The sequence below is a fragment of the Stutzerimonas stutzeri genome (genome assembly GCF_024448935.1).
Lineage (GTDB): Bacteria > Pseudomonadota > Gammaproteobacteria > Pseudomonadales > Pseudomonadaceae > Stutzerimonas > Stutzerimonas stutzeri_AO.
The window spans coordinates 21,975-48,734 of record NZ_JAMOIE010000021.1; the positions used below are offsets into that span (position 1 = coordinate 21,975).

At 61.7% G+C, this 26,760-nt stretch carries 18 protein-coding genes; 6 read left to right on the plus strand and 12 right to left on the minus strand.

Annotated elements, in window-relative coordinates:
* Positions 1-151: 151 nt before the first annotated feature.
* The 3 genes from putA to NA637_RS08575 form a co-directional block, all read right to left on the minus strand.
* On the minus strand, positions 152-4,099 hold the full coding sequence (gene putA / locus NA637_RS08565; RefSeq protein WP_256071867.1) for a trifunctional transcriptional regulator/proline dehydrogenase/L-glutamate gamma-semialdehyde dehydrogenase: 3,948 nt from the start codon (positions 4,097-4,099) through the stop codon (positions 152-154).
* Positions 4,100-4,421: 322 nt separating this feature from the next.
* Positions 4,422-5,510, minus strand: a complete 1,089-nt coding sequence (locus NA637_RS08570) for an endonuclease/exonuclease/phosphatase family protein (RefSeq protein WP_256071868.1) — start codon at positions 5,508-5,510, stop codon at positions 4,422-4,424.
* Positions 5,511-5,741: 231 nt separating this feature from the next.
* On the minus strand, positions 5,742-7,352 hold the full coding sequence (locus NA637_RS08575) for a glycoside hydrolase family 5 protein (RefSeq protein ID WP_256071869.1): 1,611 nt from the start codon (positions 7,350-7,352) through the stop codon (positions 5,742-5,744).
* On the opposite strand from NA637_RS08575, the gene NA637_RS08580 reads away from it, so the two are divergent.
* The 3 genes from NA637_RS08580 to NA637_RS08590 all read left to right on the plus strand — a co-directional run bounded on the left by NA637_RS08580 (position 7,351) and on the right by NA637_RS08590 (position 9,682).
* Positions 7,351-7,494, plus strand: coding sequence for a hypothetical protein (locus NA637_RS08580; RefSeq protein WP_256071870.1), 144 nt, complete (start codon positions 7,351-7,353; stop codon positions 7,492-7,494). The two genes, NA637_RS08575 and NA637_RS08580, sit on opposite strands and share 2 nt — an antisense overlap.
* Before the next feature lie 579 nt (positions 7,495-8,073).
* The gene (locus NA637_RS08585) at positions 8,074-9,207 is read left to right on the plus strand and encodes an aminotransferase class V-fold PLP-dependent enzyme (RefSeq protein WP_256071871.1); all 1,134 of its coding nucleotides are present in this window, start codon (positions 8,074-8,076) and stop codon (positions 9,205-9,207) included.
* Between the two features lie 199 nt (positions 9,208-9,406).
* Positions 9,407-9,682 (plus strand): hypothetical protein, encoded by a 276-nt coding sequence (locus NA637_RS08590; protein WP_256071872.1) that lies wholly within the window; start codon positions 9,407-9,409, stop codon positions 9,680-9,682.
* Between the two features lie 450 nt (positions 9,683-10,132).
* On the opposite strand, the gene NA637_RS08595 is transcribed toward NA637_RS08590, so the two are convergent.
* The 8 genes from NA637_RS08595 to NA637_RS08630 all read right to left on the minus strand — a co-directional run bounded on the left by NA637_RS08595 (position 10,133) and on the right by NA637_RS08630 (position 18,903).
* A complete protein-coding gene (locus tag NA637_RS08595) occupies positions 10,133-10,711 on the minus strand; it encodes an ANTAR domain-containing response regulator (RefSeq protein WP_045426206.1) in 579 nt (192 codons plus the stop codon).
* A gap of 14 nt (positions 10,712-10,725) precedes the next feature.
* Entirely contained in the window at positions 10,726-11,946 is a 1,221-nt protein-coding gene (locus NA637_RS08600; protein WP_256071873.1) for a CmpA/NrtA family ABC transporter substrate-binding protein, read from the minus strand.
* A 180-nt stretch (positions 11,947-12,126) separates the two neighbouring features.
* The gene (locus tag NA637_RS08605) at positions 12,127-13,749 is read right to left on the minus strand and encodes a BatD family protein (RefSeq protein ID WP_256071874.1); all 1,623 of its coding nucleotides are present in this window, start codon (positions 13,747-13,749) and stop codon (positions 12,127-12,129) included.
* Positions 13,746-15,473, minus strand: a complete 1,728-nt coding sequence (locus NA637_RS08610) for a VWA domain-containing protein (RefSeq protein WP_256071875.1) — start codon at positions 15,471-15,473, stop codon at positions 13,746-13,748. Before NA637_RS08610 ends, NA637_RS08605 begins: the two co-directional genes overlap by 4 nt.
* Positions 15,470-16,483 carry a VWA domain-containing protein gene (locus tag NA637_RS08615; protein ID WP_256071876.1) on the minus strand — a complete coding sequence of 338 codons (1,014 nt, stop codon included), beginning with the start codon at positions 16,481-16,483 and terminating at the stop codon, positions 15,470-15,472. Before NA637_RS08615 ends, NA637_RS08610 begins: the two co-directional genes overlap by 4 nt.
* Entirely contained in the window at positions 16,476-16,976 is a 501-nt protein-coding gene (locus NA637_RS08620) for a DUF4381 domain-containing protein (RefSeq protein WP_256071877.1), read from the minus strand. Before NA637_RS08620 ends, NA637_RS08615 begins: the two co-directional genes overlap by 8 nt.
* Positions 16,973-17,944, minus strand: coding sequence for a DUF58 domain-containing protein (locus tag NA637_RS08625; RefSeq protein WP_256071878.1), 972 nt, complete (start codon positions 17,942-17,944; stop codon positions 16,973-16,975). Before NA637_RS08625 ends, NA637_RS08620 begins: the two co-directional genes overlap by 4 nt.
* Positions 17,944-18,903 (minus strand): AAA family ATPase, encoded by a 960-nt coding sequence (locus NA637_RS08630; protein WP_256071879.1) that lies wholly within the window; start codon positions 18,901-18,903, stop codon positions 17,944-17,946. Before NA637_RS08630 ends, NA637_RS08625 begins: the two co-directional genes overlap by 1 nt.
* A gap of 322 nt (positions 18,904-19,225) precedes the next feature.
* Here NA637_RS08630 and NA637_RS08635 point away from each other — a divergent pair, with 322 nt between their 5' ends.
* A complete protein-coding gene (locus NA637_RS08635) occupies positions 19,226-24,073 on the plus strand; it encodes an NAD-glutamate dehydrogenase (RefSeq protein WP_256071880.1) in 4,848 nt (1,615 codons plus the stop codon).
* A 147-nt stretch (positions 24,074-24,220) separates the two neighbouring features.
* On the opposite strand, the gene NA637_RS08640 is transcribed toward NA637_RS08635, so the two are convergent.
* Positions 24,221-25,123: a DUF6685 family protein gene (locus NA637_RS08640; protein WP_256071896.1), complete on the minus strand. Its 903-nt coding sequence runs from the start codon at positions 25,121-25,123 to the stop codon at positions 24,221-24,223.
* Positions 25,124-25,312: 189 nt separating this feature from the next.
* Between NA637_RS08640 and NA637_RS08645 the strand changes: the two genes are divergently transcribed.
* The gene (locus NA637_RS08645; protein WP_256071881.1) at positions 25,313-25,534 is read left to right on the plus strand and encodes a DUF2835 domain-containing protein; all 222 of its coding nucleotides are present in this window, start codon (positions 25,313-25,315) and stop codon (positions 25,532-25,534) included.
* A gap of 107 nt (positions 25,535-25,641) precedes the next feature.
* The gene (locus tag NA637_RS08650; protein ID WP_256071882.1) at positions 25,642-26,682 is read left to right on the plus strand and encodes a quinone-dependent dihydroorotate dehydrogenase; all 1,041 of its coding nucleotides are present in this window, start codon (positions 25,642-25,644) and stop codon (positions 26,680-26,682) included.
* Positions 26,683-26,760 lie beyond the last annotated feature (78 nt).

Consider the following 26,760-nt stretch of genomic DNA (forward strand, 5'->3'; position numbering starts at 1 on the left):
AAATGTTGACGTCGATTTCACTGGGCTTGTCGCCTGGCGGTTCGAACCGGCTCTGCGCGAATGCTGGCGGACCCATTGCCTTGGTCGAAATCAGACGACCCAACCGCGTGCAAAAACCGGCGGGGCCGGTACAGGCGATAAGCTGTGTCGGTCAGCCGATGCTCATCAGACTCGCATTGCCGCCGGCCGCAGCGGTGTTGATGCTCAACGCGCGCTCGATCAACAGCCGCTCCAGCGGGATGTCGGTAGCGCCGCTGGCCAATCCCTGTACACCGACAATCGGACCGCTGCGTTGCGATAGCCGCTGGCTGACGGCGAGCAACTGGTCGGGGCCGCCGTGGTACAGCACGACATCGAAACGCGTCGCGTCGCAGGTCCAGTCCGAGGTCAAGGTGATCCTGGCCCGGACCGCCTGAGGGAGCGAGGCGTGAAGCGCTCGCGCCGCTGGGACATCCGCTAGCACGGCCTGGCTGCCAACGGCCAATACCGCCGCCAGCTGGATCATCAGGTCGCCTTCGTCGTCCGCCAGACACAGCACCTGCTCGCGTGGCAGTAGGCTGTAACTGTTGCGTTCACCGGTTGGGCCGTTGAGCAGGCGAGTGGTGCCGCTCTGGGATTGGTTGGCGTAGCGCTCACAGAGGGCCGCGATTGCTTCCCGGCCGGTTTGCCGAGCCCAGTCCTGGAACTGCCGGGCGGCGTCGGCCTGGGCGGGGGCGCGACGCACCTCGGGCAGCGTCTGCGTACCGCCGAAATTCAGTGCGCGCAACAGCGCGTCGTGGGGCCGCTCCGATAGCAGGCGATACAGATACAGCGGGCCGCCGGCCTTGGGTCCGGTACCGGAAAGGCCTTCACCGCCGAACGGCTGCACCCCTACTACTGCGCCAACAATGTTGCGATTGACGTAGAGGTTGCCGACCTTGGCTCGGTCGATCACCTTGGCGATGGTTTCATCGATGCGGGTATGCACACCCAAGGTCAATCCGTAGCCCGCCGCGTTGATCTGGTCCAGAAGTTGGTCCATCTCCGTGCGGCGATAGCGCAAGACGTGCAGCACCGGGCCGAAGACTTCCTGCTGCAGCTCGTCAAGGCGTTCGAGTTCGATCAGCGTGGGTGTCACGAAGGTGCCATGGGCGCATTCCTTCTCGTCGATACGGGCCAGCTGATGGACGCGTCGCCCTTTGTCGCGCATGGCCTGCAAGTGGCGCTCGATGGTGTCGCGCGCTTCACTATCGATGACCGGGCCTACATCCACTGACAGGCGCTGCGGGTTACCCATGCGTGCTTCGGCCATGGCGCCCTTGAGCATGCCGATGACTCGTTCAGCGACATCTTGCTGTATGCAAAACACCCGCAGGGCGGAGCAGCGTTGACCGGCACTGTCGAAGGCCGACGCCATCACGTCCATGACGACTTGTTCGGCCAATGCCGAGGAGTCAACGATCATCGCGTTCTGACCGCCGGTTTCGGCAATCAACGGAATGCTACGCCCGCGCTCGTCCAGACGTCCGGCGATGCTGCGTTGCAAGATCGAGGCAACAGCTGTGGAACCGGTGAACATCACGCCGCGGATACGTTCGTCAGCGACCAGCCGGGCACCGACGGTTTCGCCGCGCCCTGGCAGCAGTTGCAGGGCGCCCTTGGGAATGCCAGCTTCATGCAAGATCTGCACGCCCAGCATGGCAATCAAGGGTGTTTGCTCCGCCGGCTTGGCCAGTACGGTATTGCCCGCGCCCAGCGCGGCGCAGACTTGGCCAGTGAAGATTGCAAGCGGGAAGTTCCACGGGCTGATGCAGACCACAGGGCCGAGTGGCACATGGGTGTCGTTGTGGAAGTTGTCGCGCACTTCAGCGCCGTAGAAACGCAGGAAATCGACGGCTTCGCGCACTTCTGCAATGGCGTTGGCGTAGGACTTACCCGCTTCGCGGATAAGTACCCCCAGCAGCTGTTGCATGCGCTGTTCCATCAAATCCGCGGCCTTTGCTAATGCAGCGGCGCGCTCTGCGGGTGGGGTGCTCCTCCAGGTGCTGGCGCTGTCGAGGGCACAGCGCAGGGCATTGTCGACATCCGCTTCGCTGGCTTCCTGCACGTGACCGACCGTATCCCGATGATCAGCCGGGTTGAGCAAGGGCACGGAGGGATTCGTCGAAACGGCGTCACAGCCGAGTACTGGAGCCGCAGTCAGGCGTTGGCGTGCGCCGGCAAGCAAGGCGGACGAAAGCGAGGCCAGCCGTTGCTCGTTGGACAGATCAAGGCCGCAGGCGTTGAGCCGACCTGGCCCATACAGGTGCTGGGGCAACGGAATCCGTGGGTGCGGCAGGCCGAGTGTGCCTTCCGAGGCGAACATCTGTTCAACCGTCGTCACCGGGTCTGCGACCAACGCTTCGAGCGAGATGCTCGTGTCTGCGATGCGGTTGACGAAGGAGGTATTGGCGCCATTTTCCAGCAGCCGGCGGACCAGATAGGCCAACAGGGTTTCGTGGCTGCCAACGGGTGCATAGATGCGGCAAGGCCGGTTGAGACCTCCGTTCTCCTTGCCCACGACCTGCTCGTAGAGCGGCTCGCCCATGCCGTGCAGGCACTGGAATTCATATTGACCGGGGTAGTAGTTCTGCCCGGCCAGGTGATAAACCGCGGCCAGGGTATGCGCATTGTGTGTGGCGAATTGCGGATAGAGGGCTTCGGGCGCGGCAAGCAGCTTGCGCGCGCAAGCAATGAACGACACGTCGGTATAGGCCTTGCGCGTATAGACCGGATATCCCTCAAGGCCATTGAGCTGCGCCAGCTTGATCTCGCTGTCCCAGTAGGCACCCTTGACCAGGCGGATCATCAACCGATGGTGGCTGCGCTTGGCCAGGTCGATCAGGAAATCCACGGTGTAGGGGCAGCGCTTCTGGTAAGCCTGGATGACGAAACCGATGCCGTTCCAGTCGGCCAATGACGGCTCGAAGCAAAGCCGTTCGAGCAGTTCCAGGGACAATTCGAGGCGATCCGCTTCCTCGGCATCGATGTTGATGCCAATGTCATGGCGCCGCGCCAGTTCAGTCAATGACACCAGCACAGGGTAGAGCTCATCCATCACCCGGTCGTACTGCGCACGGCTGTAGCGCGGGTGCAGTGCCGACAGTTTGATCGAGATGCCCGGGCCCTCATAAATGCCACGACCGCGCGAAGCCATGCCGATGGAATGGATCGCCTGTTCGTACGAGGCCAGATAGCGCCGCGCATCTGCGGCGGTCAGCGCAGCTTCGCCAAGCATGTCGTAGGAATAGCGGAACCCTTTGGCTTCCATGGTTTGGGCCTTGGTCAGCGCTTCGTTGATGGTTTCGCCGGTGACGAACTGCTCGCCCATCAACCGCATCGCCATGTCCACGCCCTTGCGGATGAGCGGCTCGCCACCTTTGCCGATCAGGCGGTTCAGTGATGCTGAAAGGCCGGTTTCGTTATGCGTGGCGACCAGCCGGCCGGTGAGCATCAAACCCCAGGTGGCGGCGTTCACGAACACCGACTGGCTGTTGCCCAGGTGCGGTTGCCAGTTGCCGGTACTGATCTTGTCGCGGATCAACGCATCCCGAGTGGCCCTGTCCGGCACTCTCAGCAAGGCCTCAGCCAGGCACATCAAGGCCACGCCTTCCTGGGATGACAAGGAGAATTCCTGTAGCAACCCCTGCACCAGGCCTTGTCGTCCACCGGCGCTTTTCTGGTTGCGCAGCTTCTCGGCGATGCGCAGCGCGAGTCGCTGGGTCGCTTCGGCCTTTTCCGGCGACAGCCGCGCCTGCTCCAACAGCATCGGCAACGCCTCCGGCTCAGGACGGCGATAGGCAGCGGTGATGGCTGCGCGGAGCACCGACTGCGGCAAGATGCTCCGGGCAAACTCGATAAACGGCTGGCTGTCAGGTGCGGGATCGGCCGTTTGATCCTCACTGGCGTGCGATAACGCCTCGGCCCCGGGCTGACTCGTGTCGCGTTCGACATGCTCGAGGTAGCGGAGCAGTGCCTGCTCGATCACCCACTGTGGCGGACGCTCGATCCGTCGGGCTGCGTCTTCGAGCCGATCGCGGATTGCCTCGTCGAGCGTGATGCCGAGAGTGCTGGTGACCATGTGGCTGTCCTCCGTGGTGGGGTAGGCGGGATACCTCGGCGGCTACGCAGCAATCTGCGATCTGCCATCTCCCACCAATAGACAAGCCCGTGCGGCTCATCCATCTGTATCTTCTCAGCGTAGACCCTCGCTGTGCGTTGATCCGGCGCATCGGGCAGATGACGCCTCGCCAATGATTGCTGGCGCTGGACTTCAAGAAACAATGCGTCTGGCGACGCAGTTCAGTCGGGTCTACGAGATCGGAAAGCGCCCGACCGCGCCTCCACGGATGCCGGATCGGTCCTCTGGGCGCTGCTCAAGGCCAATACAGGCGTCGCTGGGTTCAGTGTTTTTCCGGCTCCGGCACGTCGGACTCGCTGACCCCTTCCTTGCGGATCGTTTCCTCCGCTTCATCTTCGTCTTCTGCGTCGCCCTGCAGGCTCTGTTGTTCGGGCGCCGGGTCATATTGCAATTCGACCAGTACCGGAAAATGGTCGGAACCGAACTCGGGCAGGCGTTGGATGCGTATCAGCTGGAAGTGATGGCTATGAAACAAGTGATCCAGCGGCCAGCGGAGAAACCAGTGCTGAGCGTGGAAGCTGTTGACCATACCGCGACCGACGCGTGGGTCCAGCAATCCGCTGATCTTGCGAAACAGCCGCGTATTGGCGGACCAGGCGACATCATTGAGATCTCCGGTGACGATGACCGGGGTGTCATGCAGGTCGTCCCGCACACTTTTGGCGACAACCAGCAACTCGACGTCGCGCTCGGTGGACTCGTCGTTTTCCGTTGGGCTTGGTGGAGCGGGGTGCAGAAAGTGCATGCGGATCGCCAGCCTATCGTTCAGCCGGACCTTGGCGTGCATGGAGGGCACATCGTCTTCGACCAGAAAGCAGGTTTCGGCATTCTCCAGCGGCAACCGGGACCAGACATGCATGCCATAGAGATTGTCCAGTGGACACCGGCTGGAATAAGGGTATTCATCGCTCAGTTCCTCGAGTTGATCTTCCCACCATTGATCAGTTTCGAGCGTCACCAAGATATCGGGGCGGTGTTGCCGGACCAGCGCCTTGAGCTTGTCGGTTTGACGGTTCGGCCTCAGGACGTTGGCCGCCATGACGCGTATGCGGGGTTTTTCGCGGTCGGGGACAGCGGTCTTTACCTCGGGACGCCACAGACGGGTGTAGGGAATGATCCACCAGGCCTGGTAGGCGAGGCAGAGAATCGCCAGGGCACTGATCAAAATCTGAAGCGGATTGGAATAGGGCAGCAACAGCGCCTGGGCCAATAGCAATGCGAAGGCGAGCAGGCACAGTTGCAAACGGGGAAAATCCAGTCCGCGTACCCACCAGGCAGGGTTCTTCCACAGTGGTAGAAACGTCAGCACGACCAGCAGTCCAGTCGCTGCCAACAAGATCCCTTCCGTCATGACCGATCCTCGGTGCTGTTCGGCGCGACGTCATATCGGCCGTTCGGGCAGCAGAAAGCAGGTATAACGAATTCGTCCCGTCTACGCCTTGATTGGTTCCGCTTGTTTTGTGATGAAGAGATACGGAGAGGGCGTCGGCTTCCTGCGGGCCCGCTGAGCAATGAGAACCAACAAAAAAGGCCTGACACGCAAAACGTGTCAGGCCTTCGCTGGAGTGGCTGCCGGTCGAGGTTACAGCGGTTCGCCAATGGCTGCGCAGGTGTTCGGAGTCGCGGCATGCTTTCTCAGCACCGCTAGCTGGGGCTGCTCCGCGCCGCCCGCCACGTCGAGTGCAAGAATGTAGTTGCCCCACCATGGACCACCGGCCCAATAGGTCAGCGGAACGCAATTCTCGCGCAGATAGCCGAGCAGGTTATCCATTGCGACGATCGCATCGGGCGCATAGTTCGGCACGCCGATCTCGCCGATGAAGCCACGCAGCTTGTTGGTCCTCAGCCAGTCCACGAAGGGTTTGGCGCGATTGATGCCGAGCTCCGCTGCGAAGGTTTCGGTCTTGTCCACATACATCCCCGACGTATCCCGGTCGAGGTACATGTGGGCTTCGAAGATCAGGTTATTGTGCGGGTCGCGCATCCACGGATCGGCGATGAGCTGGGTGTTCGATTGCGGCCAGTGCCAGGCACTGGAGAACCGATCACCGGCAACGTAGATCCAGTTGGTCCGGTCGACCTTGCGAATTTCCTTGGCAGCTGCCAGCGCAGCTTGCGGCCAGAGCCCTTTGGTGTTCGGCTCGTTCATCAGACCGTAGCCGCTGAGTGCCGGATGTTTGCCGACTTTCAGCGCGATACGCTTCCAGGTATTGGCGAACGACTGGATCGATACCGTTTCGGAACCTATCGGCTGGCGGTAGTAACGATAGTAGTTATGCATGTCCAGCACGACCTTCACGCCATGCTTGTGGGCAAAGTCGAGCGATTGGGTGAGCAGTGCCAGTTGCGCCGTGTCGAGCTCGGTGTCCAGCTTCGGTTGAATGCGCTCCCAGAGAAAGGGCAGACGCACCAGCTTCAAACCCTGCTCGGCGTATTTCTTGTAGTAGGACTCGGCTGGGTAGATGTAATTGGTCCCGTGTTTACCCGGCAAGACCGAAGGACCGAAGGCGGCGCCCGACAGCGCAACACCGACAAGTTGTACCGGCTCGATTGCCGGCAGCGTGACCTCCGCAATCGGTGCCGAAGACGCCGCAGGCAGGATGACCGGAGCCGCTACCAGGCTGAGTTTGTTCGGATAGCCAATGCGATTGCCATCGAGCACGGGGCCATCCATGAACACCGTAAGGGCGCCGCTGGCGGGTTTTACCGAGGTAATGGTGCGCACCTGACCGTCGGCCGTGCGTACCGATGCGCCCACTGCGAAGGCCGCCTTGTTCTGTTCGGTCGCAGCGACCGAAACGCCCGCCGAGGCACGCCAGGAGCCGTTCTGCCAGTAGCTGTTGGTGAACTTGTTGATCAGCGCCGCATGGCTCGGCGAGGAAACCGGCACGGGGCTCGGTTCGGCTGGCATGGGTAGCGTGCTCGCCACGGTGCTCACGCGGAGCCGGTTGGGATAACCGACCAGATTGCCGTCGAGCACCGGACCATTCATGAATACCGTCAGGGCGCCGCTGGCCGGTTTGAGCGCGGTGACCGTACGAATCTGCCCATCTGCCGTACGCACCGGGGTGCCGACTCGAAACGCTGTCATGTTCTGTTGAGTCGCGGCGACCGAAACGCCCGCCGAGGCACGCCAGGAGCCGTTCTGCCAGTAGCTGTTGGTGAACTTATTGACCAATGCCGAGTAAGACATGCTCGACACGCTCGTATTCACGGCATCAGCAGCGCAAGCGTCGCCTACAGCGAAAAAGCCCAACAGCGAGGACAGGGCCATTGCAGGTATGAGGCATTTGCTGGCCTTCGGGGAAAAAGAGGTAAACATCGGCTCACCGTGATCATGAACACCGAGACAGGTTTCGGTGTAGCGACAAGGGGAGGTTGATCAATCAGCGGCGCTGCAAAGGCAGGCGGTATCCCACAAACCGAACGAACCAATCGGTAAAACGACCGGGGCTGCGAGCGCTCCCGTTTCGTTTGCGCAGTTATAATTTATTTTTCAGATCGCTCAAACATTTATAGACTGTACATTGGCGCCAATAAATAGACGATTTAGGCGGTTAATGGCAGTCTGATATGAATTCGCTGCGCTTTTTTTGTCGATGCGGGCCGGTCTGCAGCCCCCTGATCCCAAGGGTTGCAGGGAAGATGGCGTCATTATTTTGAATTGACCGTTAAGGCTGTCTTCCTTCTAGTCAGGGAAGCAATCCGATAAACGGTTAGGTATGTTTTGAACTATCTGCTTTTCGATTACCGGCTGAGCCGAGGTGTCAGGGCAACGGCAACTGCCTGTAAGCGGCACTGGGTTCGAAGCGTTTCGCTGTCAGGCGCCCGAGCCGGGAGGACGCTTTGGTTGTTGTAAAGCGCTCAAGCTTCGGGCAGGGTCAAAGCCAGGCCTCTATCTGCGGAGTCATTCCATGTCGGAGCTATACCCTCGCGTTGATCCCGATGGACTGATCGAATACTCGGTCGTCTACACGGACCGATCGCTGAACCACATGTCCCGGTCGTTCCAGCGCGTGATGAACGACATCTCCAGCACGCTGAAATCTGTCTACAACGCCTACTCGGTCGTAGTGGTGCCGGGCAGCGGCACCTTCGGAATGGAAGCGGTGGCGCGCCAGCTGGCCCACGACCGCAACTGCCTGGTGATTCGCAACGGCTGGTTCAGCTATCGATGGACGCAGATATTCGACATGGGCCGGATTCCGGCGCAGTCCACCGTGCTCAAGGCGCGACCACTGGAGCAGGCTGCGCAAGCTGCGTTTGCGCCGCCGCCTATAGATGAAGTGGTCGCCAGCATTTCCGCCACCAAGCCGGACCTGGTATTTGCTCCCCATGTGGAAACCTCGTCCGGGATCATCCTGCCGGATGAGTATCTGTGCGCAATCGGCGACGCCGTGCATGCGGTGGGTGGCCTGTTCGTACTCGATTGCATTGCCTCCGGTGCGCTCTGGGTTGATATGCAGGCGAGCGGTGTGGATGTGCTGATCAGCGCGCCTCAAAAAGGCTGGAGCGCTTCACCGTGCTGCGCACTGGTGATGCTCAGCGAGGCTGCCCAGGCACGCATTGAGGCGACTCAGAGCAGCAGCTTCGCCTGTGACCTGAAGAAATGGCTGCAGATCATGCAGGCCTACGAGCAGGGCGGTCACGCCTATCACGCCACCATGCCAAGCGACGCCTTGGCGCGCTTTCGCGATGCCATGCTGGAAACTCGGGACTGCGGATTCGAAACCGTTCGTGCGCAGCAGTTGGAGCTCGGGCAGCGAGTCCGATCATTGCTGGCGCAGAAGGGCTTCAAGAGCGTGGCTGCCGCTGGGTTCGAAGCGCCTGGCGTGGTGGTCTGTTACACCGACGATGCTGGCATCAGGAACGGCAGCAAATTTGCCGCGCAAGGTCTGCAGATTGCCGCCGGTGTACCGCTGCAGTGTGATGAGCCTGCGGACTTTCAGACCTTCCGCATGGGGCTGTTTGGCCTCGAGAAGCTGAAAAACGTCGATCGGACCACCGATATCCTGCAGGGTGCCCTCGAGCAAATCGTCACCGGCTAGGCCCCGGCGGGTACAACGGTCAGGCGGGATCAAGACCGCTCGTCGAACAACCGGGGGTTGCGACTGATTCGCAAGCCGGTCGTTTCGGCGCGTCGCGCGGGAGATGGCTGGCGATTACGCTCACTGGGAGCGGAGAGAGGCGCTGGAACCTGCGAGATAGACAAATTCCTGAAACAAAAATGTGTTTGCAGGAACCGCTATGCTGGCTACGCTGAAACCGTACAAGGCTTATTACAACAAGAAAGAGGGGCTGACTATGACCAACAACCAGCATGCTCAGGTCGTTGCACTGGAGTTGTGGCGCTTTTGCGCTCACTGCATTGCTGCCATCGTTGTTGCAGGAGCGGTACTGATTGGGTTCCTTGGATCATGGGAGCTGGGCCTCAAGGTCGGTGTCTTGCCGTTGCTTGCATTGATTGCAGCGGACATCTTGGTCAGACGGCGGGAGCATGACACTCAACTAAGGAATTCCTGACCACCTGCCAGCCTGCGCTGACGAGTGCGGTTTGAGAAGCGAACAAATCCGCTACTACGGACGCATCGGCTAGCCCCGGCACCGGGCCCTTGGCTGACACCCGACATAATCGTGTAAGGCCGAATCCATTTCGGCCATTTGGCCAGGCTAATGCTAGGGTCTGTTCCCGTTTCGTGCGCGGCCGCGCCGGAGCCTGTTTTTTTGCGCGAGGCAAGGCACGAGGAGCGAAGTTTGGTCGCTCCAAATGAGCGATGAGAAACGCCGCATCGCGCAAAAACAGGCCCGGCCCTTCGGGTTGCGCGGCAAATCTCGCCATGCGGCGTTGCGGGACTTGACAAGGGAGCCACCATTACCTGCGTCCCGCGCCTTGCCTGGCGGGATTTGGCGCAGCAACGCGGCTTGCGACGAAACGGGAACAGACCCTAGGAGGGCCGAAACGTTGCTGCACGTTTACTGCCCCAGCAGGTCATTCATCGCAATGATCTGTTCAGCCACCTGAATCAGCTTTTGCTGGCGGCTCATGGCCTGGCGACGCATCAGGGTGTAGGCCTCTTCCTCGTTGCAGCTGCGCATCTTCATCAGCATGCCCTTGGCGAGTTCAATGCGCTTGCGTTCAACCAGTTGCTGGTCGCGCGCGTGCAGTTGTGCACGGATCGCCTGATCGCTTTCGAAGCGGGCCATGGCCACGTCGAGGATCGGTTTCAGACGCTGGGCCTGGATGCCCTCGACGATATAGGCGCTGACGCCGGCGCGGATGGCCTGGCGCATGGCGTTGGGGTTGTTGTCGTCGGTGAACATGACGATGGGCCGGGGCTGGTCACGGCTGACCATTACCACTTGTTCCATCACGTCACGGCCGGGGGAGTCGGTGTCGATCAGCACTACATCCGGGCGAATCGCCTCGACCCGTTCGGGCAGGTCGATGGTCAGACCGGATTCCTCTATCACCTCGAAACCGGCTTCGATCAGAGCACTGCGCAAGCGGCCGACCTTGCGCGGGGTATCGTCGATCAGGAGAACGCGCAGCATGACAGTCTCCCTTTTCATGGCTTGCGGTGCGGTGCGGTGTCGGCCAGTGCATGCAACGCGAAGCTGCGGGCGTAACCCGCCGGATCGCTGCCATCCCAGCGACTGCCGTCCATGAGAATGGCGTTGCGCATGGGTGAGTCGGGTACAGGGATGTTCAAGGCGCTCGCCGCATCACGGTAGAGGCTGGTCTGCTGCACGCTTTGCGCCACGGCGAGGTAATCCGGATCTTCGCGCAGCAGGCCCCAACGGCGTAGCTGAGTCATGAACCAGAGGCCGTCGGAGTGGTAGGGCATGTTCACTTCGCCGTTGCCAAAGAAGCGCAGCGGGTGCTTGTCCAGCCAGGCATGGCCGAGGCCGTCTTCATATTGACCGAGAAAGCGCGGCTCGATGGCCGCAACGGGCGCATCGACATAGTCGCTACCGGCGATCAGCTGTGCGGTGCTGCGGCGGTTTTCCTGGCTCTCGTCGATGAAACGGCTGGCCTCGAGGATGGCCATGACCAGCGCACGGGCGGTATTGGGGTACTGATCGACGAATTCGCGCGTGCAGCCGAGCACTTTTTCCGGATGGTCCGGCCAGATCGATTGGCTGGTCGCGATGGTGAAGCCCATGTCTTCTGCAATGGCCTGCGCCCCCCAGGGCTCGCCGGCGCAGAAGCCGTCGATGCGACGCGCCCGCAAATGAGCCACCATCAGGGATGGCGGCACCACCAGCGTGCGCACATCGACCAGCGGGTGAACGCCGTAAGCGGCCAGCCAGTAGTAGAGCCAGAGTGCATGAGTACCGGTTGGGAATGTCTGCGCGAGGGTGAGTTTTGCACCATTCTGACGCACGCGTTTGCCGAGCGCATCGGGATCGGTCACGCCGGCGGCCTTCAGCTCGCGGGAGAGGCTGATGCTCTGACCGTTTTGCGCCAGCCCCATCAGCACGGCCATGTCCTTCGGTGCACCGCCTCCTATACCCAGATGCACGGCGTATATCAGCCCGTAAAGGCCGTGAGCGGCATCCAGTTCGCCTTCAACGAGTTTGTCTCGCACGCTGGACCAGGAGCTTTGCCGTTGCAGGTTGAGCGTGAGGCCGTAGGGCTGGGCAAAACCCTGGGTGGCGGCGACGATCAGTGATGCAGCATCGGTCAACGCCATGAAACCGAGGTTCACGACATGCTTTTCTGGCGCGTCGCTGCCGGCGACCCAGACTTTGGCGTCAGGGCGGAGCGAAGGGGTGGGGTCGGTCATGCTGAGGGGAACCTTTGCCATGCGAAGTGCGCACCATCCGGGAGCAGATCGTGCGAGCCGGGATACCCGACTCTGGTAGCAAGCCACATGCCAAGCGCAGGGCACGACGCGTCTAGTCGAAGCTGAACCAGCGGCAGCGGCGAATGGTCTGGTCGTAAGCCCGAACCGGAATCCCTCAATTCAGCGCGGATACAACGGCGGCAGTGCGCTGGCTTCCCGTTCTGCATCGCCAGCCTGTCTTGCCGGCAGGCTCTGAATGGCCTGCCACAAGGCTTCGCCTTGCCAGCGTTGACCGGTCTCGCTGTACAGCGCACCGTTTAGCCCGTCGAGTGCGTCGGACAGCGGCTCGAAGCGCGCCGCCATATCGGCCAGCGTCTCGGGCTGCTGACGCGCCCAGGCATCAAGTGCCTGGCGGGTAGCCTGGGTGTCATTGGCCAGGCAGGCCCGTTTCAGGTCATCGAGCAGGCTGCGCGGGGTCGGGCCGGTCTGCACGGTGCGGATCACCGCAGGCTGGCTACGCGCATGCAGCCACAGGCCAAAACCGAGCAGGGTGGTCAGCGCCAGCAAGGCGCTGCTCAGCTGCCAGGGCCACAGCCGCCGCGCTTGACGCTGTTCAGGCACCTCTGGCGTGTCGATGGCGGGCTGTTGAAGGTTCGGGTTGTCGGCCACCAGCAGGTTCCGTCCAGGCAGAGTGCTGCGCTCCAGGCGATCGTCAAGGGTATTCCACCAGACCACTTCAACGGGTGGGAGCTGGAAATCACCGGTGCGCGTCGCGACCAGGGCTTCGCGCTGCTCGCGACTGCCGTTGACGCCGTTGGCGTTGATTTCGTTGTTCAGGGTCGGCTGGTCGGGGTAGCTGCGCAGGCCTGGAACCTCGGTCGAGCCGATGGGTGGCAGCTGGCTACTGGTCAATCCGTCCGCTTTCAGCAAAAGGCTGCGGGTCAGGGCTTCACCCAGTTGAGCATCCACCGGCTCCGGACTCCAGGCTTCGACCAGCGTCAGGCTTCGGGCAGGCAGCCAGGGGGCGTCGGCGGGATACTCAACCGGCCTGGCTTTGACCGTCAACGCAATGGTGGGAGATTTCACCTGGGTCGAGCGCCCGAACCTGGAGCCGTACTGATCACCGGTCGCTGGTGCGACCATGGTGGCGCTGAACAGCTGTGCAGGGATCGTCAGCTCGCCGCTCTTCTGCGGAAACAGCGCGTAGCGGATTTCGATCACGCCGTGGCGAACCCCATTGATGTCCTTTTCATAGGTGCGTGGTTCGCCCAGTCGCTCCACCAGCGCGTCGCTCATGTGCAGCGGGGACAGGGTGCTGTCGTCGTAGAGCGATACGGAATGGTAGATGCGCAGGGTCAGCAGCACCTGCGCCTGCACATAGGCCACTTCCTGCTCGAGGCTGGCGTCGATGAAAATCGGCGCAAGAAGATCGCTATCTCCGGCGCTGGGTTCGGTGACATGCAAGGTGATGGGTTCGCTACGGGCATCGCCGAGATGCAGAGGGGGAATGACGACGTAGCCGGTCTGCAGGGGCTGGAGCGTGACCTGCCATTGGGTTATCGCCTTCGCCTCGCCATTGACGCTGGCAAGCTGGTTGCTCTGGCGAGTGCCGGACACCTTGAAAAGGCTGTCGAGGAGCTGCAGGTCAGGCTTGCCAAAGGCGGTGCCGTCGGCCGTCTCCAGGGTAAGTTCGACCGTTTCGTCCAGGCTCAATTCGGTGCGGTCGACCCGAGCGAGCAAGGTCGCCGCGTTCGTCTGCAGGCCCAGCAGGAGCAGAAACACCAATGTCATCCAGCGCATCATCGATTCAGTTCCTGCCGTTTGCGTTGTTCATAAAGAAACTTGCGCCTTAGCAGCTCGCCGGGATCGTCCGGAATCTTGCGCAGCCACTGGTTCATTGCCTGATCCTGCTCGGGATCGACGGGCACTTGCTGGACTTGTGCGATCTGCTGATCGGTCGCTTCTGAGTTGGACTCGGTAGGGGCCTCGTTCTGTGTTTCGCTCGACACCTCGCCCGCTTGGCTTGGCGGGGCCTGCGTCGTGGCTTGATCCGTCGAGGCAGGCGATGCGGCTGGCCCTTTGCTTGCGCGCGGCTGCTTGTGCTGCGCGGTTGCAGGTGCCTGTTCTTGCGGTGTCGGCTCGTCGGGATTGGCTTCTTCCTGAGTCTGTTGCTGGCGCAGGGCCTCTTCGACTGCGGCTTTGTTACGCCGCGCAACGTCCAGGCCAGGGTCCAGTTCCAGGGCTTGCTCATAAGCCTCGATGGCGGCTTTCAGCTCATCATTGCGTGCCAAGGCATTGCCGCGGTTATAGTGGTCGGCTGCGGAGTCGCCCTGGCTGAATTGTTCGGCGGCGCCGGCAAAGTCTCCGGCCTGGTAGCGGGCATAGCCCTGCCACTGGTGATTCTTGAAGTGTTTCGCGGCTTCGTCTGGGCGAGAAGACTCCAGCAGGCGCATGCCCTGCTGATCGGGGCGTAGCCAGAGGTCGTCAAAGCTTAGAGCGCTGGCGGGTTGCGGGACGAACAGGAAGAGTGGCAAGCAGAAAAGCCAGCCCCGGCGCCCGGCACAGGCGGCAAGCAACAACAGGGGCAGTAGCAGCCAGTAGCCTTGGTCATGCCAGGTGTCGAGACGGGTGGTCTCGTCTTGGGCCACGAGCTTGCCGTTGCGTTCGAGCAAACCGAGGTTGCGCAGGTCCGCATCATCGACTCGAGCCTGCTGATAGCGGCCACCGATACGGCTGGCAAAACGCCGCATGGCAGTTTCGTCCAGCCGGGGAATGATGATGGCGCCTTTATCATCTTTGAGAAAACTGCCGTCGTCACGGGGAATCGGGGCGCCCTGTTCGGTGCCGATGCCGAGCAGCAGCAGCGACTGATCGCTGTCTTCGAGCAGTTGCTCGATTGCTGTGCGTTCCGGAACGCCCAGGCTGCTGCCGATCAGCAGCAGGCGGCCGCGGCCGTTGGCACCCTGCTGGAGCAGTTCGATACCTTGCATCACCGCCAGATCAGCGCGGTAACCGGGTTCGGGCATAAGGTCGGGTTTCAATGCATCCAGAAGATTTTGCGTGGTGGCCATGTCGTTGGACAGCGGCACCAAGGTGTGAGCGCTGCCGGCGAACACCACCACCGCCGTCTGCGCGTCCTGACGGGTCTGGAGCAAATCGATGATCTTGCGTTTGGCCTGCTCGAGCCGGCTTGGGCGCACATCGGTTGCCAGCATGGCCGGGGTGGTCTCCAGCAAGATCGCCAGCGGGTCCGTGCGTGACAGGCTGGGCTGCTCGACCTGTTGCCAGCTTGGCCCCAACAGCGCCAGACAGCCCAGCAGCCAGGCGGAGCCAAGCAGGAGCCAAGGGAGCTTGCTGTCACGCAGTTTGCCGCGGGTGAGCAGAATGCCATGAAAGGCTTCGGGCAACAGCCGCTGCCAGCGGCCTGTCTGGCGTTGCCGATGCCATAGCCGCCACCACAGCCATATCGGTAGTGGCAATAGGATCAACCAGAACGGTCTGAGCAAATGCGGCAGAAGTTCGCTCATGATGGCGTGCCCCGCCGGCCGAGCTGACGCAGCGCCAGCGGCCAGACGCTGCGCGCGACCAACAGCCAGCTGAACACCAGCGCGGCCGCCAGTGGCCAGGCATAAAGCGCAGTGGCCACGCGTGCCTGAGCCGGCTGTTGCGCGGCAGGCTCGAGTTGGTCGAGTGTGGTACCGACTGCTTCCAGTTCGTCATGCGTACGCGCTCGGAAATACTCGCCGCCGGTTTCATGGGCAATCGCGCGCAGGGTCGTTTCGTCCAGATCGCCGCCGGGGTTGAAACCGAAGCGGTTAAGCGTGCTGTCACTCGCTTCCGCACCGATGCCGATGGTATGCACCTTGACGCCTGCCGCCGCGGCGAGGCGAGCCGCGAGCAAGGGGTCGACTTCGCCACCGTTATTTGCGCCGTCGGTAATCAGCACCAGCACGCGACTTTTCGCTGGCCTGTCGCGCAGGCGTTTGACGGCCAAGCCGATGGCATCGCCGAGGGCCGTGTTGTTCCCGGCGATGCCGATCACAGCCTCATCGAGCCAGGTGCGTACCGTTTGTCGATCGAAGGTCAGCGGAGCCTGCAGGTAGGCCTTGCTGCCGAAGAGAATCAGCCCGACGCGGTCGCCGCGCCGCTCGGCAATGAAGTCGCCGAGCAGGTGCCTGACCAGTTCCAGCCGGCTGACCTCTTCGCCTTGCCATTGCATGTCCGGGTAGCCCATGGACCCGGACACGTCGACCGCGAGCAATAGGTCGCGACCATTGGTGGGAAGCGGCAGCGGTTCGCCAAGCCATTGCGGCCGCGCAGCCGCGAACAGCAGCAGAAGCCAAATGAGCAGATAGGGTAGCTGTTGTCGCCAGGCGGGCAGGGCGATGGCGGCGCGGCGGCCGGCAAGGGCTTCCAGTTCGGCCAGAAAGCCAACCTTCAGCGCCGCGTCGCCGCTTTCCGATACTGGCAAAAGCCAGCGCAACAGCCAGGGCAGTGGCAACAGGAGCCAGACCCACGGCCAGGCCAGCTCAAACATGCTTGCGAATCCAGATCTGCACGGATTGCTCCAGGTCTTGGATGGCCTTGTCGTCCAGCCGGCACTCGGCGCGGTAAGCGCCTTCAACCAGCACCATCCAGCGCGTCAATCCGGCCGCCGGACACCGATTGTCAAGAAACGCCAGCCAGGCACGCCCGCTCAACGTATGTGGATGATCGTCCGGATAGCGTATCCGACACAGGCGTTTGAGCAGCGCATTGAGTTGCTGCAGCCAGTGGCTGGCCGGTTGGCCATTGTAGGGCTTGTCCAACTGGGCAAGTTCCAGCAGTGCAATCTGGCGCTGAGGGTCGAGGGGGTGTTCGTGTTGGGTCAAATCGCCTCGCTTCCCGCGCTGGAGTCGCTTCCAGGGTCGGAATTTCAGCAGAAGAACAACGCTGAGCAGCAGGGCGGCGAGCAACCACCAGCCGACCGCCAGCGGCCACCAGCTTACAGCCGCTGGGGTAATGAGGGGTTCAAGCTCGAGGGCGTTCATCGGGGCGCGCCCTTATGCGGCCCGATGAGGTGCTCGCGCAGCTGCTCGACTAGTTCACGCGAGGTAATCAGCGGCATTAACGGCAGGCGTAAACGGTCAGCCAGACGTTTCCAGCGTGCGCTGCGCGCTTCGCCTTGCAATCGGTAGGTGCGTCGCAGCGTGGCGTCATGGGTGTCCAGCTCCAGCCGTGCGCCGAACTGCGCAAAGCGCAACAGCCCGGCTGCCGGCAACGCATGATCGAGTGGATCACAGACCGGGATCAGCAGCAGGTCGACATGCCGCGCAAGCAGGGTCATCTGCTGTTCCGCGGCATCGCTCAGGGCGCGTTCGTCACAGATGATGACCGCCAGGCTACCCGGACGCAGCACTTCGCGTGCACGCCTGAGGGCCAGGCCAAAGGCCTCGGGGTCGTTGGCCTGGTCGGCTTCAAGACTGGCATTGGCGCGGGCCAGGCGGTCCAACAGTTGCAGCAGGCTCTGCTTGCTGCGCCGGGGTTTGATTTCTTGCTGTTCGCCGTGCCCGAATACCAGCCCACCGACGCGGTCGTTGTGACTTAGCGCGGCCCAACCCACCAGGCTGGCGGCCTGGGCAACCAGCACTGATTTGAAGGCCCGCTCGCTTCCGAAGAACAGCCGTGGACTCTGTTCTACGAGCAAATAGATGGGTCGTTCGCGTTCTTCATGAAACAGCTTGGTATGCGGCTCCTGCGTGCGTGCAGTGACTCGCCAGTCAATGGTGCGGACATCATCACCGGCCTGGTAGATGCGCACCTGATCGAAATCTACCCCTCGCCCGCGCAGCTTCGAGTGGTGCAGGCCGACCAACTGGCTGCGCCGAAGCGGGCTGGTAAACAAGGGCACTTCACGGACGCGATGACGCATGTCGATCAGCTCGGCAAGGCTCACCCGGATCCCACTGTCTGGCTTCGTAGGCGCCGACCTGTCGTCGGCGGACCGCGAGGGCTGCATCAGGCCACCGCGACCACGTCAAGGATGCGTTGCAGGACGCGATCCTGATCGATACCGGCTGCTTCCGCTTCGAACGACAGGATCAAGCGATGGCGCAACACATCGAACAGCACGGCCTGAATGTCTTCAGGGCTGACGAAGTCCCGGCCAGCCAGCCAGGCATGGGCGCGGGCACAGCGATCAAGCGAGATCGAGCCGCGCGGGCTGGAGCCGTAAGCAATCCAGCCTGCCAGCTCTGCGTCGAACTTCGCGGGGGTGCGCGTCGCCATGACCAGCTGCACCAGGTATTCCTCCACCGCGTCGGCCATGTACAGGCCAAGGATTTCCTTGCGCGCAGCAAAAATTGCCTGCTGAGATACTCGCTGCTCGGGCGCGGTTTCGCCATTGATTGCTTCACCGCGTGCCTGTTGCAGGATGCGTCGTTCCACCGATGCGTCGGGAAAGCCCAACTTAACGTGCAGCAAAAAGCGGTCCAGCTGCGCTTCGGGCAGAGGATAGGTGCCTTCCTGTTCGATGGGATTCTGTGTGGCCATCACCAGAAAGAGTGGTGACAGATCGTAGGTGCTGCGGCCGACGCTGACCTGCCGCTCGGCCATGGCTTCGAGCAGCGCCGACTGGACCTTCGCAGGCGCTCGGTTGATTTCGTCCGCCAGCACCAGGTTGTGAAAGATGGGGCCCTGCTGGAATACGAAACTGCCGGTTTCCGGCCGGTAGATCTCGGTACCGGTGATGTCGGCAGGGAGCAGGTCCGGCGTGAATTGGATGCGATGGAATTCCGCTTCGAGGCCACCTGCAAGCTCTTTGATCGCCCTCGTCTTAGCCAGTCCCGGGGCGCCTTCGACGAGCATGTGGCCATCAGCCAGCAAGGCGATCAGCAGACGCTCGATCAGCCGTTCCTGGCCTAGAATCTGAGTTGAAAGAAAGTGTCGCAACGCGACTATGGCTTCACGGTGGTCCATCGCTTGGCTCTTCTGCAGGGGCGTGTCGGGGCGGGCGCTCGACCGGCACGACTTTAATTCATTAGCGAGGGGCCGGCTATGCGCGGTTCGGCAAGTTCGTCACGCCAGATCAGCCGATGGCCGGCACTGGCCGGCGCCGTGCATTGTTCGTCACGCGCCTGAATTAAATGTGACTGCCGGGTCGCTGGCGTCGCCAGACAAAGGAGACCAGAGTGGGGGTGCATTCCCGGTCCGCTGAACTAACGTTGAACTTACAGGTTGCGTTGCCGGTCAGGTCCCGCGACTGCCCAAGTCGAATTCCAAGCCAGAATGGAGCGAAAAAATGGCGTTCTTTACAGCTGCCAGCAAAGCCGATTTTCAGCAACAACTGAAAGTGGCCCTGGCACAGCATGTCGACGAGAAACTCCTGCCACAAGTGGGACTCTTCGCCGAACAGTTTTTCGGAATCGTCGCATTACCCGAGCTGACCCAGCGGCGGATGACCGACCTGGTTGGCTCGACGCTGGCCAGTTGGCGCCTGCTGGAGCGTTTCGACCCGAGCAGCCCTGTCGTTCAGGTGTTCAACCCCGATTATGAAAAGCACGGTTGGCAGTCGACCCACAGCGTGGTCGAGGTGCTGCACCCGGACATGCCCTTCCTGGTCGACTCGGTGCGCATGGAACTGACCCGTCGTGGCTATGCCATTCACACCCTGCAGAACAGCGTGCTGCAGGTCCGCCGGGACGGCGACGGCAGCCTGGTCGAATTACTGCGCAAGGGCAGCCCAGGTGAAGGCAGCGAAGCCGAGTCGCTGATCTTCGTCGAGATCGATCGCTGCGCCAGTGCGGCGGCCCTGCATGAACTGGAGCAGTCGCTGCATGGCGTGCTGGCTGAGGTACGCTTGGCCGTCAGCGATTTCCCGGCGATGAAGGCGAAGGCCGAAGAGCACCATGCCCGCCTGGCGATGCTGCAAGCGGCTGATGATGCGCAACTGGCTGAAAGCATGGATTTCATGCGCTGGCTGGCTGACGATCATTTCACCTTCCTCGGATACGAAGAGTTCACGGTGGTCGACCAGGGCGAGGGCGGCCGCATTATCTATGACGAGGCGTCGCTTCTGGGCCTGTCGCGCAAGCTACGCACGGGCCTTGAAGCAGACGATCAACTGATCATGCCGCCGGCCCTGGCCTATCTGCGCGAGCCGCTGCTGTTGTCATTCGCCAAGGCGGCCACCCCGAGCCGGGTGCACCGGCCGGCTTATCCGGATTTCGTCTCCATTCGTGAATTCGACGAGCAAGGGCGGGTTATCCGAGAGTGCCGCTTCCTCGGGCTGTTCACGTCCTCGGTCTACACCCAGAGCGTGCGGCGGATCCCTTATATTCGGAGCAAGGTAGCGGAGGTGATCCAGCGGTCGCAGTTCGATGATTCGGCGCATCTGGCCAAGGAGCTGACTCAGGTATTGGAAGTGCTGCCGCGCGACGAGTTGTTCCAGATGACGCTCGATCAGCTGTTCAGCACCGCTATCGCCATCGTGCAAATCCAGGAGCGCAACAAGCTGCGCCTGTTTCTGCGTATCGATCCGTATGGGCGCTTCTGCTACTGCCTGGCCTATGTCCCCCGCGACAGTTATTCGACCGAGACCCGCCTGCGCATCCAGCAGGTGCTGGTGGACCGCCTGCAAGCCAGCGGCTGTGAATTTTCCACCTACTTCTCCGAGTCCGTGCTGATCCGCGTGCAGTTCCTGCTGCGTCTGGATCCGAACAAGCAGGTGCAGTTCGATCCGGTCCAGTTGGAAAACGAGGTGGTCCAGGCCTGCCGAACCTGGCAGGACGACTACTCGAGCCTGGTCATCGAGCGTTTTGGCGAGGCACAGGGTACCGGGATACTCGCCGACTTCCCGAAAGGCTTCCCGGCTGGATATCGCGAGCGTTTCGCGCCGCACTCGGCGGCTGTTGACATGCAGCACGTGCTCAGCCTCAGCGGACAACGGCCGTTGGTGATGAGCTTCTATCAGCCGATCACGGCGGTGGAAAACCGCCTGCACTGCAAGCTCTATCACCTGGATACACCGCTGCCGTTGTCCGACATGTTGCCGATCCTGGAAAACCTCGGGCTACGTGTGCTGGGTGAGTTTCCCTTCCGTCTGCGGCGCAAGGATGGTCGTGAATACTGGATTCACGATTTCGCATTCACCTATGCAGAAGGGCTCGAGATCGATCTGCTGGAGATCAACGAGCCGCTGCAGGACGCATTCATCGCCATCAATAACGGCCAGGCGGAAAACGACGCGTTCAACCGACTGGTACTGACGGCCGGGCTGACCTGGCGCGAAGTCGCGCTGTTGCGCGCCTACGGCCGCTACCTCAAACAGATTCGCATGGGCTTCGATCTGGGCTATATCGCCAGCGCTTTGCTCAACCACACCGACATCGCACGCGAACTGGTACGGCTGTTCAAGATGCGCTTCTACCTGGCGCGCAAACTCGGCGAAGAGGATCTCGCGGATAAGCAGGCGCGGCTGGAACAGGCCATTATCTCGGCGCTGGATGACGTGGCGGTGCTCAACGAGGACCGCATCCTGCGGCGCTATCTGGCGCTGATCAAGGCAACGCTGCGAACCAACTTCTATCAGGCCGATGCCCGCGGCAAACCGAAGCGCTATTTCAGCTTCAAGCTAGACCCGCGGTCGATTCCAGAGATGCCGCGCCCGGCGCCGAAATTTGAAATATTCGTCTATTCGCCACGAGTGGAAGGTGTGCATCTGCGCGGCGGCAAAGTCGCGCGCGGCGGCTTGCGCTGGTCCGATCGGGAAGAGGACTACCGCACCGAGGTGCTAGGACTGGTGAAGGCGCAGCAGGTGAAGAACGCCATCATCGTGCCGGGGGGCGCCAAGGGTGGTTTCGTGCCACGGCGTCTGCCGACCAACGGCTCGCGTGACGAGATATTCGCCGAAGGCATCGCCTGCTATCGGATCTTTATCAGCGGCTTGCTGGACATCACCGATAACCTCAAAGAAGGCATCGTCGTACCGCCTGCCAACGTACTGCGCTACGACGAGGATGACCCTTACCTGGTGGTTGCCGCTGACAAGGGCACCGCAACCTTTTCCGACATTGCCAATGGCATCGCCGCGGAGTACGACTTCTGGTTGGGCGACGCCTTCGCATCGGGTGGTTCTGCCGGCTACGACCACAAGAAGATGGGCATCACCGCCAAGGGCGCCTGGGTCTCGGTGCAGCGGCACTTCCGCGAGCGCGGCATCAATGTCCAGCGCGACCACGTCAGCGTGATTGGCATTGGAGACATGGCTGGCGATGTGTTCGGCAATGGCTTGCTGATGTCCGACACCTTGCAGTTGGTAGCCGCTTTCAACCATCTGCATATCTTCATCGATCCCGATCCGGACGCTGCGCGCAGCTTTGTCGAGCGGCAGCGCCTGTTCGACATGCCGCGCTCATCCTGGACCGATTACGATTGTTCGTTGATTTCCGCTGGCGGTGGCGTGTTTCCCCGTTCAGCCAAGCGCATCGCGATCACGCCCCAGATGAAGGCGCGGTTCGAGATCGAGGCGGATCAGCTGACCCCAGCCGAACTGATCCACGCATTGCTCAAGGCGCCGGTCGATTTGCTGTGGAACGGCGGCATTGGCACCTATGTGAAGAGCACCGCGGAGACCCATGCAGACGTTGGCGACAAGGCCAACGACATCCTGCGGGTCAACGGGAACGAGTTGCGCGCCAAGGTCATCGGCGAAGGCGGCAACCTGGGCATCACCCAGTTGGGGCGCGTCGAGTACTGCTTGCAGGGCGGCGCGGCAAACACCGACTTCATCGACAATGCCGGTGGGGTGAACTGCTCCGACCACGAGGTCAACATCAAGATTCTCCTCAACGAAATCGTCAGTGCTGGAGACATGACCGGCAAGCAGCGCGACCAGTTGTTGTTCCAGATGACCGATGCCGTGGCCGAATTGGTGTTGCATGACAACTACAAGCAGACCCAGGCGCTGTCGCAGGCCGAACATCGCGCTCATGAGAGCGGCAGTGAATACAAGCGGCTGATCGGTTCCCTTGAGGTTGACGGCTTGCTGGATCGCGCGCTTGAATTTCTGCCGAGCGACGAAGTGCTGGCCGAGCGCGCGAACCAGGGCAAGGGATTGACGCGACCTGAGCTGTCGGTGCTGATTTCATACAGCAAGATCGACCTGAAGGAGGCGCTGCTGCAGTCTCGCGTGCCGGACGATGCCTATCTTGCTCGGGAGATGGAAAGCGCATTCCCGCAGTTGCTGGCCGAGCAGTATCGCCCGGCGATGCGGCAACACCGTCTCAAGCGCGAGATTGTCAGCACGCAGATCGCCAACGACCTGGTCAATAATATGGGCATCTCCTTCGTTCAGCGGCTCAGAGAGGCGACCGGCCTGAGTGCCGCCAACGTTGCGGGTGCTTATGTAATCGTGCGGGACATCTTTCACCTGCCCCACTGGTTGCGCCAGATCGAAGCGCTCGATTACAAGGTCCCGGCCGAATTGCAGCTCAACCTCATGGACGAACTGATGCGGCTGGGGCGGCGAGCGACCCGCTGGTTTCTGCGCAACCGTCGAAGCGAGCTGGACGCCGCACGTGACGTCGGGCACTTCGGGCCACGGGTCGCGGCGCTCGGGTTGAAACTCGATGCGCTGTTGCAGGGCGGAACACGCGAGCTTTGGCAGGCGCGTTACGAGCGGTACACCGACGCCGGGGTCCCCGAGTTATTGGCGCGAATGGTGGCCGGCACCAATCATCTCTATACGCTGCTTCCTATACTCGAAGCAGCCGATGAAACAGGGCAGCCACCCGCTGAAGTTGCAGCGGCCTACTTCGCTGTCGGCGGCGCGTTGGAGTTGCCCTGGTACCTGCAGCAGGTGACGGGGCTGCCGGTGGACAACAATTGGCAAGCCCTGGCTCGGGAAAGCTTCCGCGATGATTTGGACAGTCAGCAGCGTGCCATTACGGTATCGGTGTTGCAGATGGCTGACGCGCCTGCAAACCTGGATGCACGCGTTCAGCTTTGGCTGGAGCAACGGGAATACCAGGTCGAGCGTTGGCGGCGAATGCTGGTCGAGCTGCGCAGCGCCAGCAGTGTGGATTACGCCATGTACGCTGTTGCCGGTCGCGAGCTACAGGACCTCGCGCTGGAAAGTGCGAGACGCTAGGTGCGATTCACCGCCGGGTTTCCTGGCGGCTGATTCAGTCTGAGATGAAACGCCGGTGCCTTGTGCATCGGCGTTTTTTATCCGGCTGGAAATGGTGCTGGTCGGTGAGGGGGATGCCTGGGCTTCGTCGCAACTGCGTCGGATAAATCAGTCCGCTTGCAGCGTCCGGTTGCCCAGGCGCAAACGCGTGATCTGCGGCAGGTCGCGCAAGTAGCGAACCATATCCGGAGCGCCGGCGAGCTTGAGTCCTTCTCCCAGGGCATTCGCAGCGGGTTGCCCCTTGTCCAGCAAGAGCAGCTCGGAGTTGTTGGCGTTGCGCAGCAGCGCCAAGCGCGCATAGGGAATCTTCGCTTCGAGCAGCAGCCCCATGAATCCTCGGTCGCTCCACGCTTGTGCTGGCATGGTGACGGCATGGTGGCCACTATCGAGGGCCTGTAGACCGGCTGCATCGAGCCGGTAATCGGTGAGTTCGCATGCAAGGTTGACCTCCAGCCCCCGCAGCCGTGCGTAGGCGATCGCACAGGCGAAGGCTTCGGCATGGTGTTCGCCACTCCAGTAAAGCCGCTCGCCTAGCCAGCTGGCTTGACGAAGCTCGATTGGGGTCTGTTCGTTAAAGCCTGGCAGCGCAGCGCTGATGGTCCGTATGAAATCCCTGTAGCTGATCACGCGTAACTGGCGACAAGCGGGTGTGGCGGCCAGTGCTTCGAAGGTCGGGTAGACTGCTCCGTCGGTGCCTTGCCCCCCGAGACCGTCAACCTGCCGTAAGTCGAGCGATTGATAAGCGCTCTGTTCCTGACGCACGAGCCGCGTCAACGCAGCGTGAGCCTTGGCCTTGTCTTCCTGAATCGGACCGGATAGGGCGCTTCTCGGTAGCTCAGCGAATCGCTGCAGACACGGGCCGTCGTGCCAGAAGATGCTCGGCGCCGGCGCGCAAAGCGGGGCAAAGGCTAAGCTGATCTGGCTGGCGTGCTGGATGACCTGACGCGGCGATTTGCCGGTCAATCCAAGGTGTTGGGCAAATCTGACGAATCGGGAAGTCACGGGCGGCATCGGCTCGGGCAGGCTCATCGTGGTAGATGAACGCATAGGACAACGGCCGAAGTGTGGCAGAGCCGTCCACGCTGTGCACCGTATTTGCCGAGCTTTTCTATGTCGAGTTCGGCAACCAACAGCAGCGCCAGGTCACGGCTAGAGAGCCGGTATGGCAAAATCGCTGCGCTGATCAATGAGGGAGCTTCCATGCCAAGCCTCTTGCTGGATATTGCACTGCCCGCCGATAAGCTGCTGGCGGTCTATCAGGGGCGCGCCAATCGTATCCTGATCAAAAGCCGGGAAGGGAAGCGCGTCAGTTTGCCGGCACATCATCTGCGACCCTTTCTGACAACTGCCGGTGTGTTCGGCTCGTTCGAGATGGAGTTTGCTGCCGAAGGCAAACTGATTCGTCTACGCCGACTCGAATAGGCGCCTTGCTTTGGATGATCCAGATAAGGGCGCTACGTTGCGCCCGCTGTGAGCAATATCCGCCCTGCTATACTCCCGCGCCACACTTTCCAGGATCTAGGCTGCGTATGTATAACCTGGCCCGCCAGCTGCTTTTCAAGTTTACGCCTGAGACGTCCCATGAACTGTCGCTTGATCTTATCGGCGCGGGCGGCCGTCTAGGCCTTAACGCCATGTTGAACAAGGTCCCGGCTAGTTTGCCGGTGCGGGTGATGGGATTGGATTTCCCGAACCCGGTGGGGCTGGCGGCCGGACTGGATAAGAACGGCGAGGCGATTTGCGGGATGTCGCAGCTCGGATTCGGCTTTGTCGAAGTGGGTACTGTGACGCCGAGACCGCAACCTGGTAATCCAAAGCCGCGCATTTTTCGGCTGCCCGAGGCCGAAGCCATCATCAACCGTATGGGTTTCAACAATCACGGCGTCGATGCCTTGCTGGAGCGGGTCGATGCGGCTCGTTTCAAGGGCATCCTGGGTATCAACATCGGCAAGAATTTCGACACGCCGGTGGCACGCGCTGAGGATGATTACCTGTTGTGCCTGGACAAGGTTTATCACCAGGCGAGTTACGTCGCTGTGAACGTCAGCTCGCCCAATACGCCGGGGCTGCGCAGCCTGCAGTTCGGTGACTCGCTCAAGCAACTGCTTGACGCGCTAGGCCAGCGCCGCGAAGACCTTGAAGTGCTTCACGGCAAGCGTGTGCCGCTGGCCATCAAGATCGCGCCGGATATGGCCGACGAGGAAATCAGACGGGTCGCCGAAGCGGTGTTTCAGGCCGGAATGGACGCGATCATCGCGACCAACACGACGCTGGGGCGTGACGGTGTGGCGGGGCTTGCCCATGCCGATGAGGCGGGCGGGCTTTCCGGTGCTCCGGTGCGAGAAAAGAGCACCCACACCGTCCGGGTGTTGGCGCAAACCCTGGCGGGCCGCCTGCCTATCATTGCCGTTGGAGGGATCACGCAAGGGCGTCACGCGGCAGAAAAGATCGAGGCCGGAGCAAGCCTGGTCCAGCTTTACACGGGGTTTATATACAAGGGGCCAGCGCTGATTCGCGAGGCTGTGGACGCCATCGCTGCACTGCGATTTCGGAAGGAAACGAATCGTTAAGCGGTTCTTCGGTGGGGCTCCCGATGGGAACCCCGGGCTTCAAGCCCGCCGCCCGGATGGGCGTGCCAGTCGAAGTCG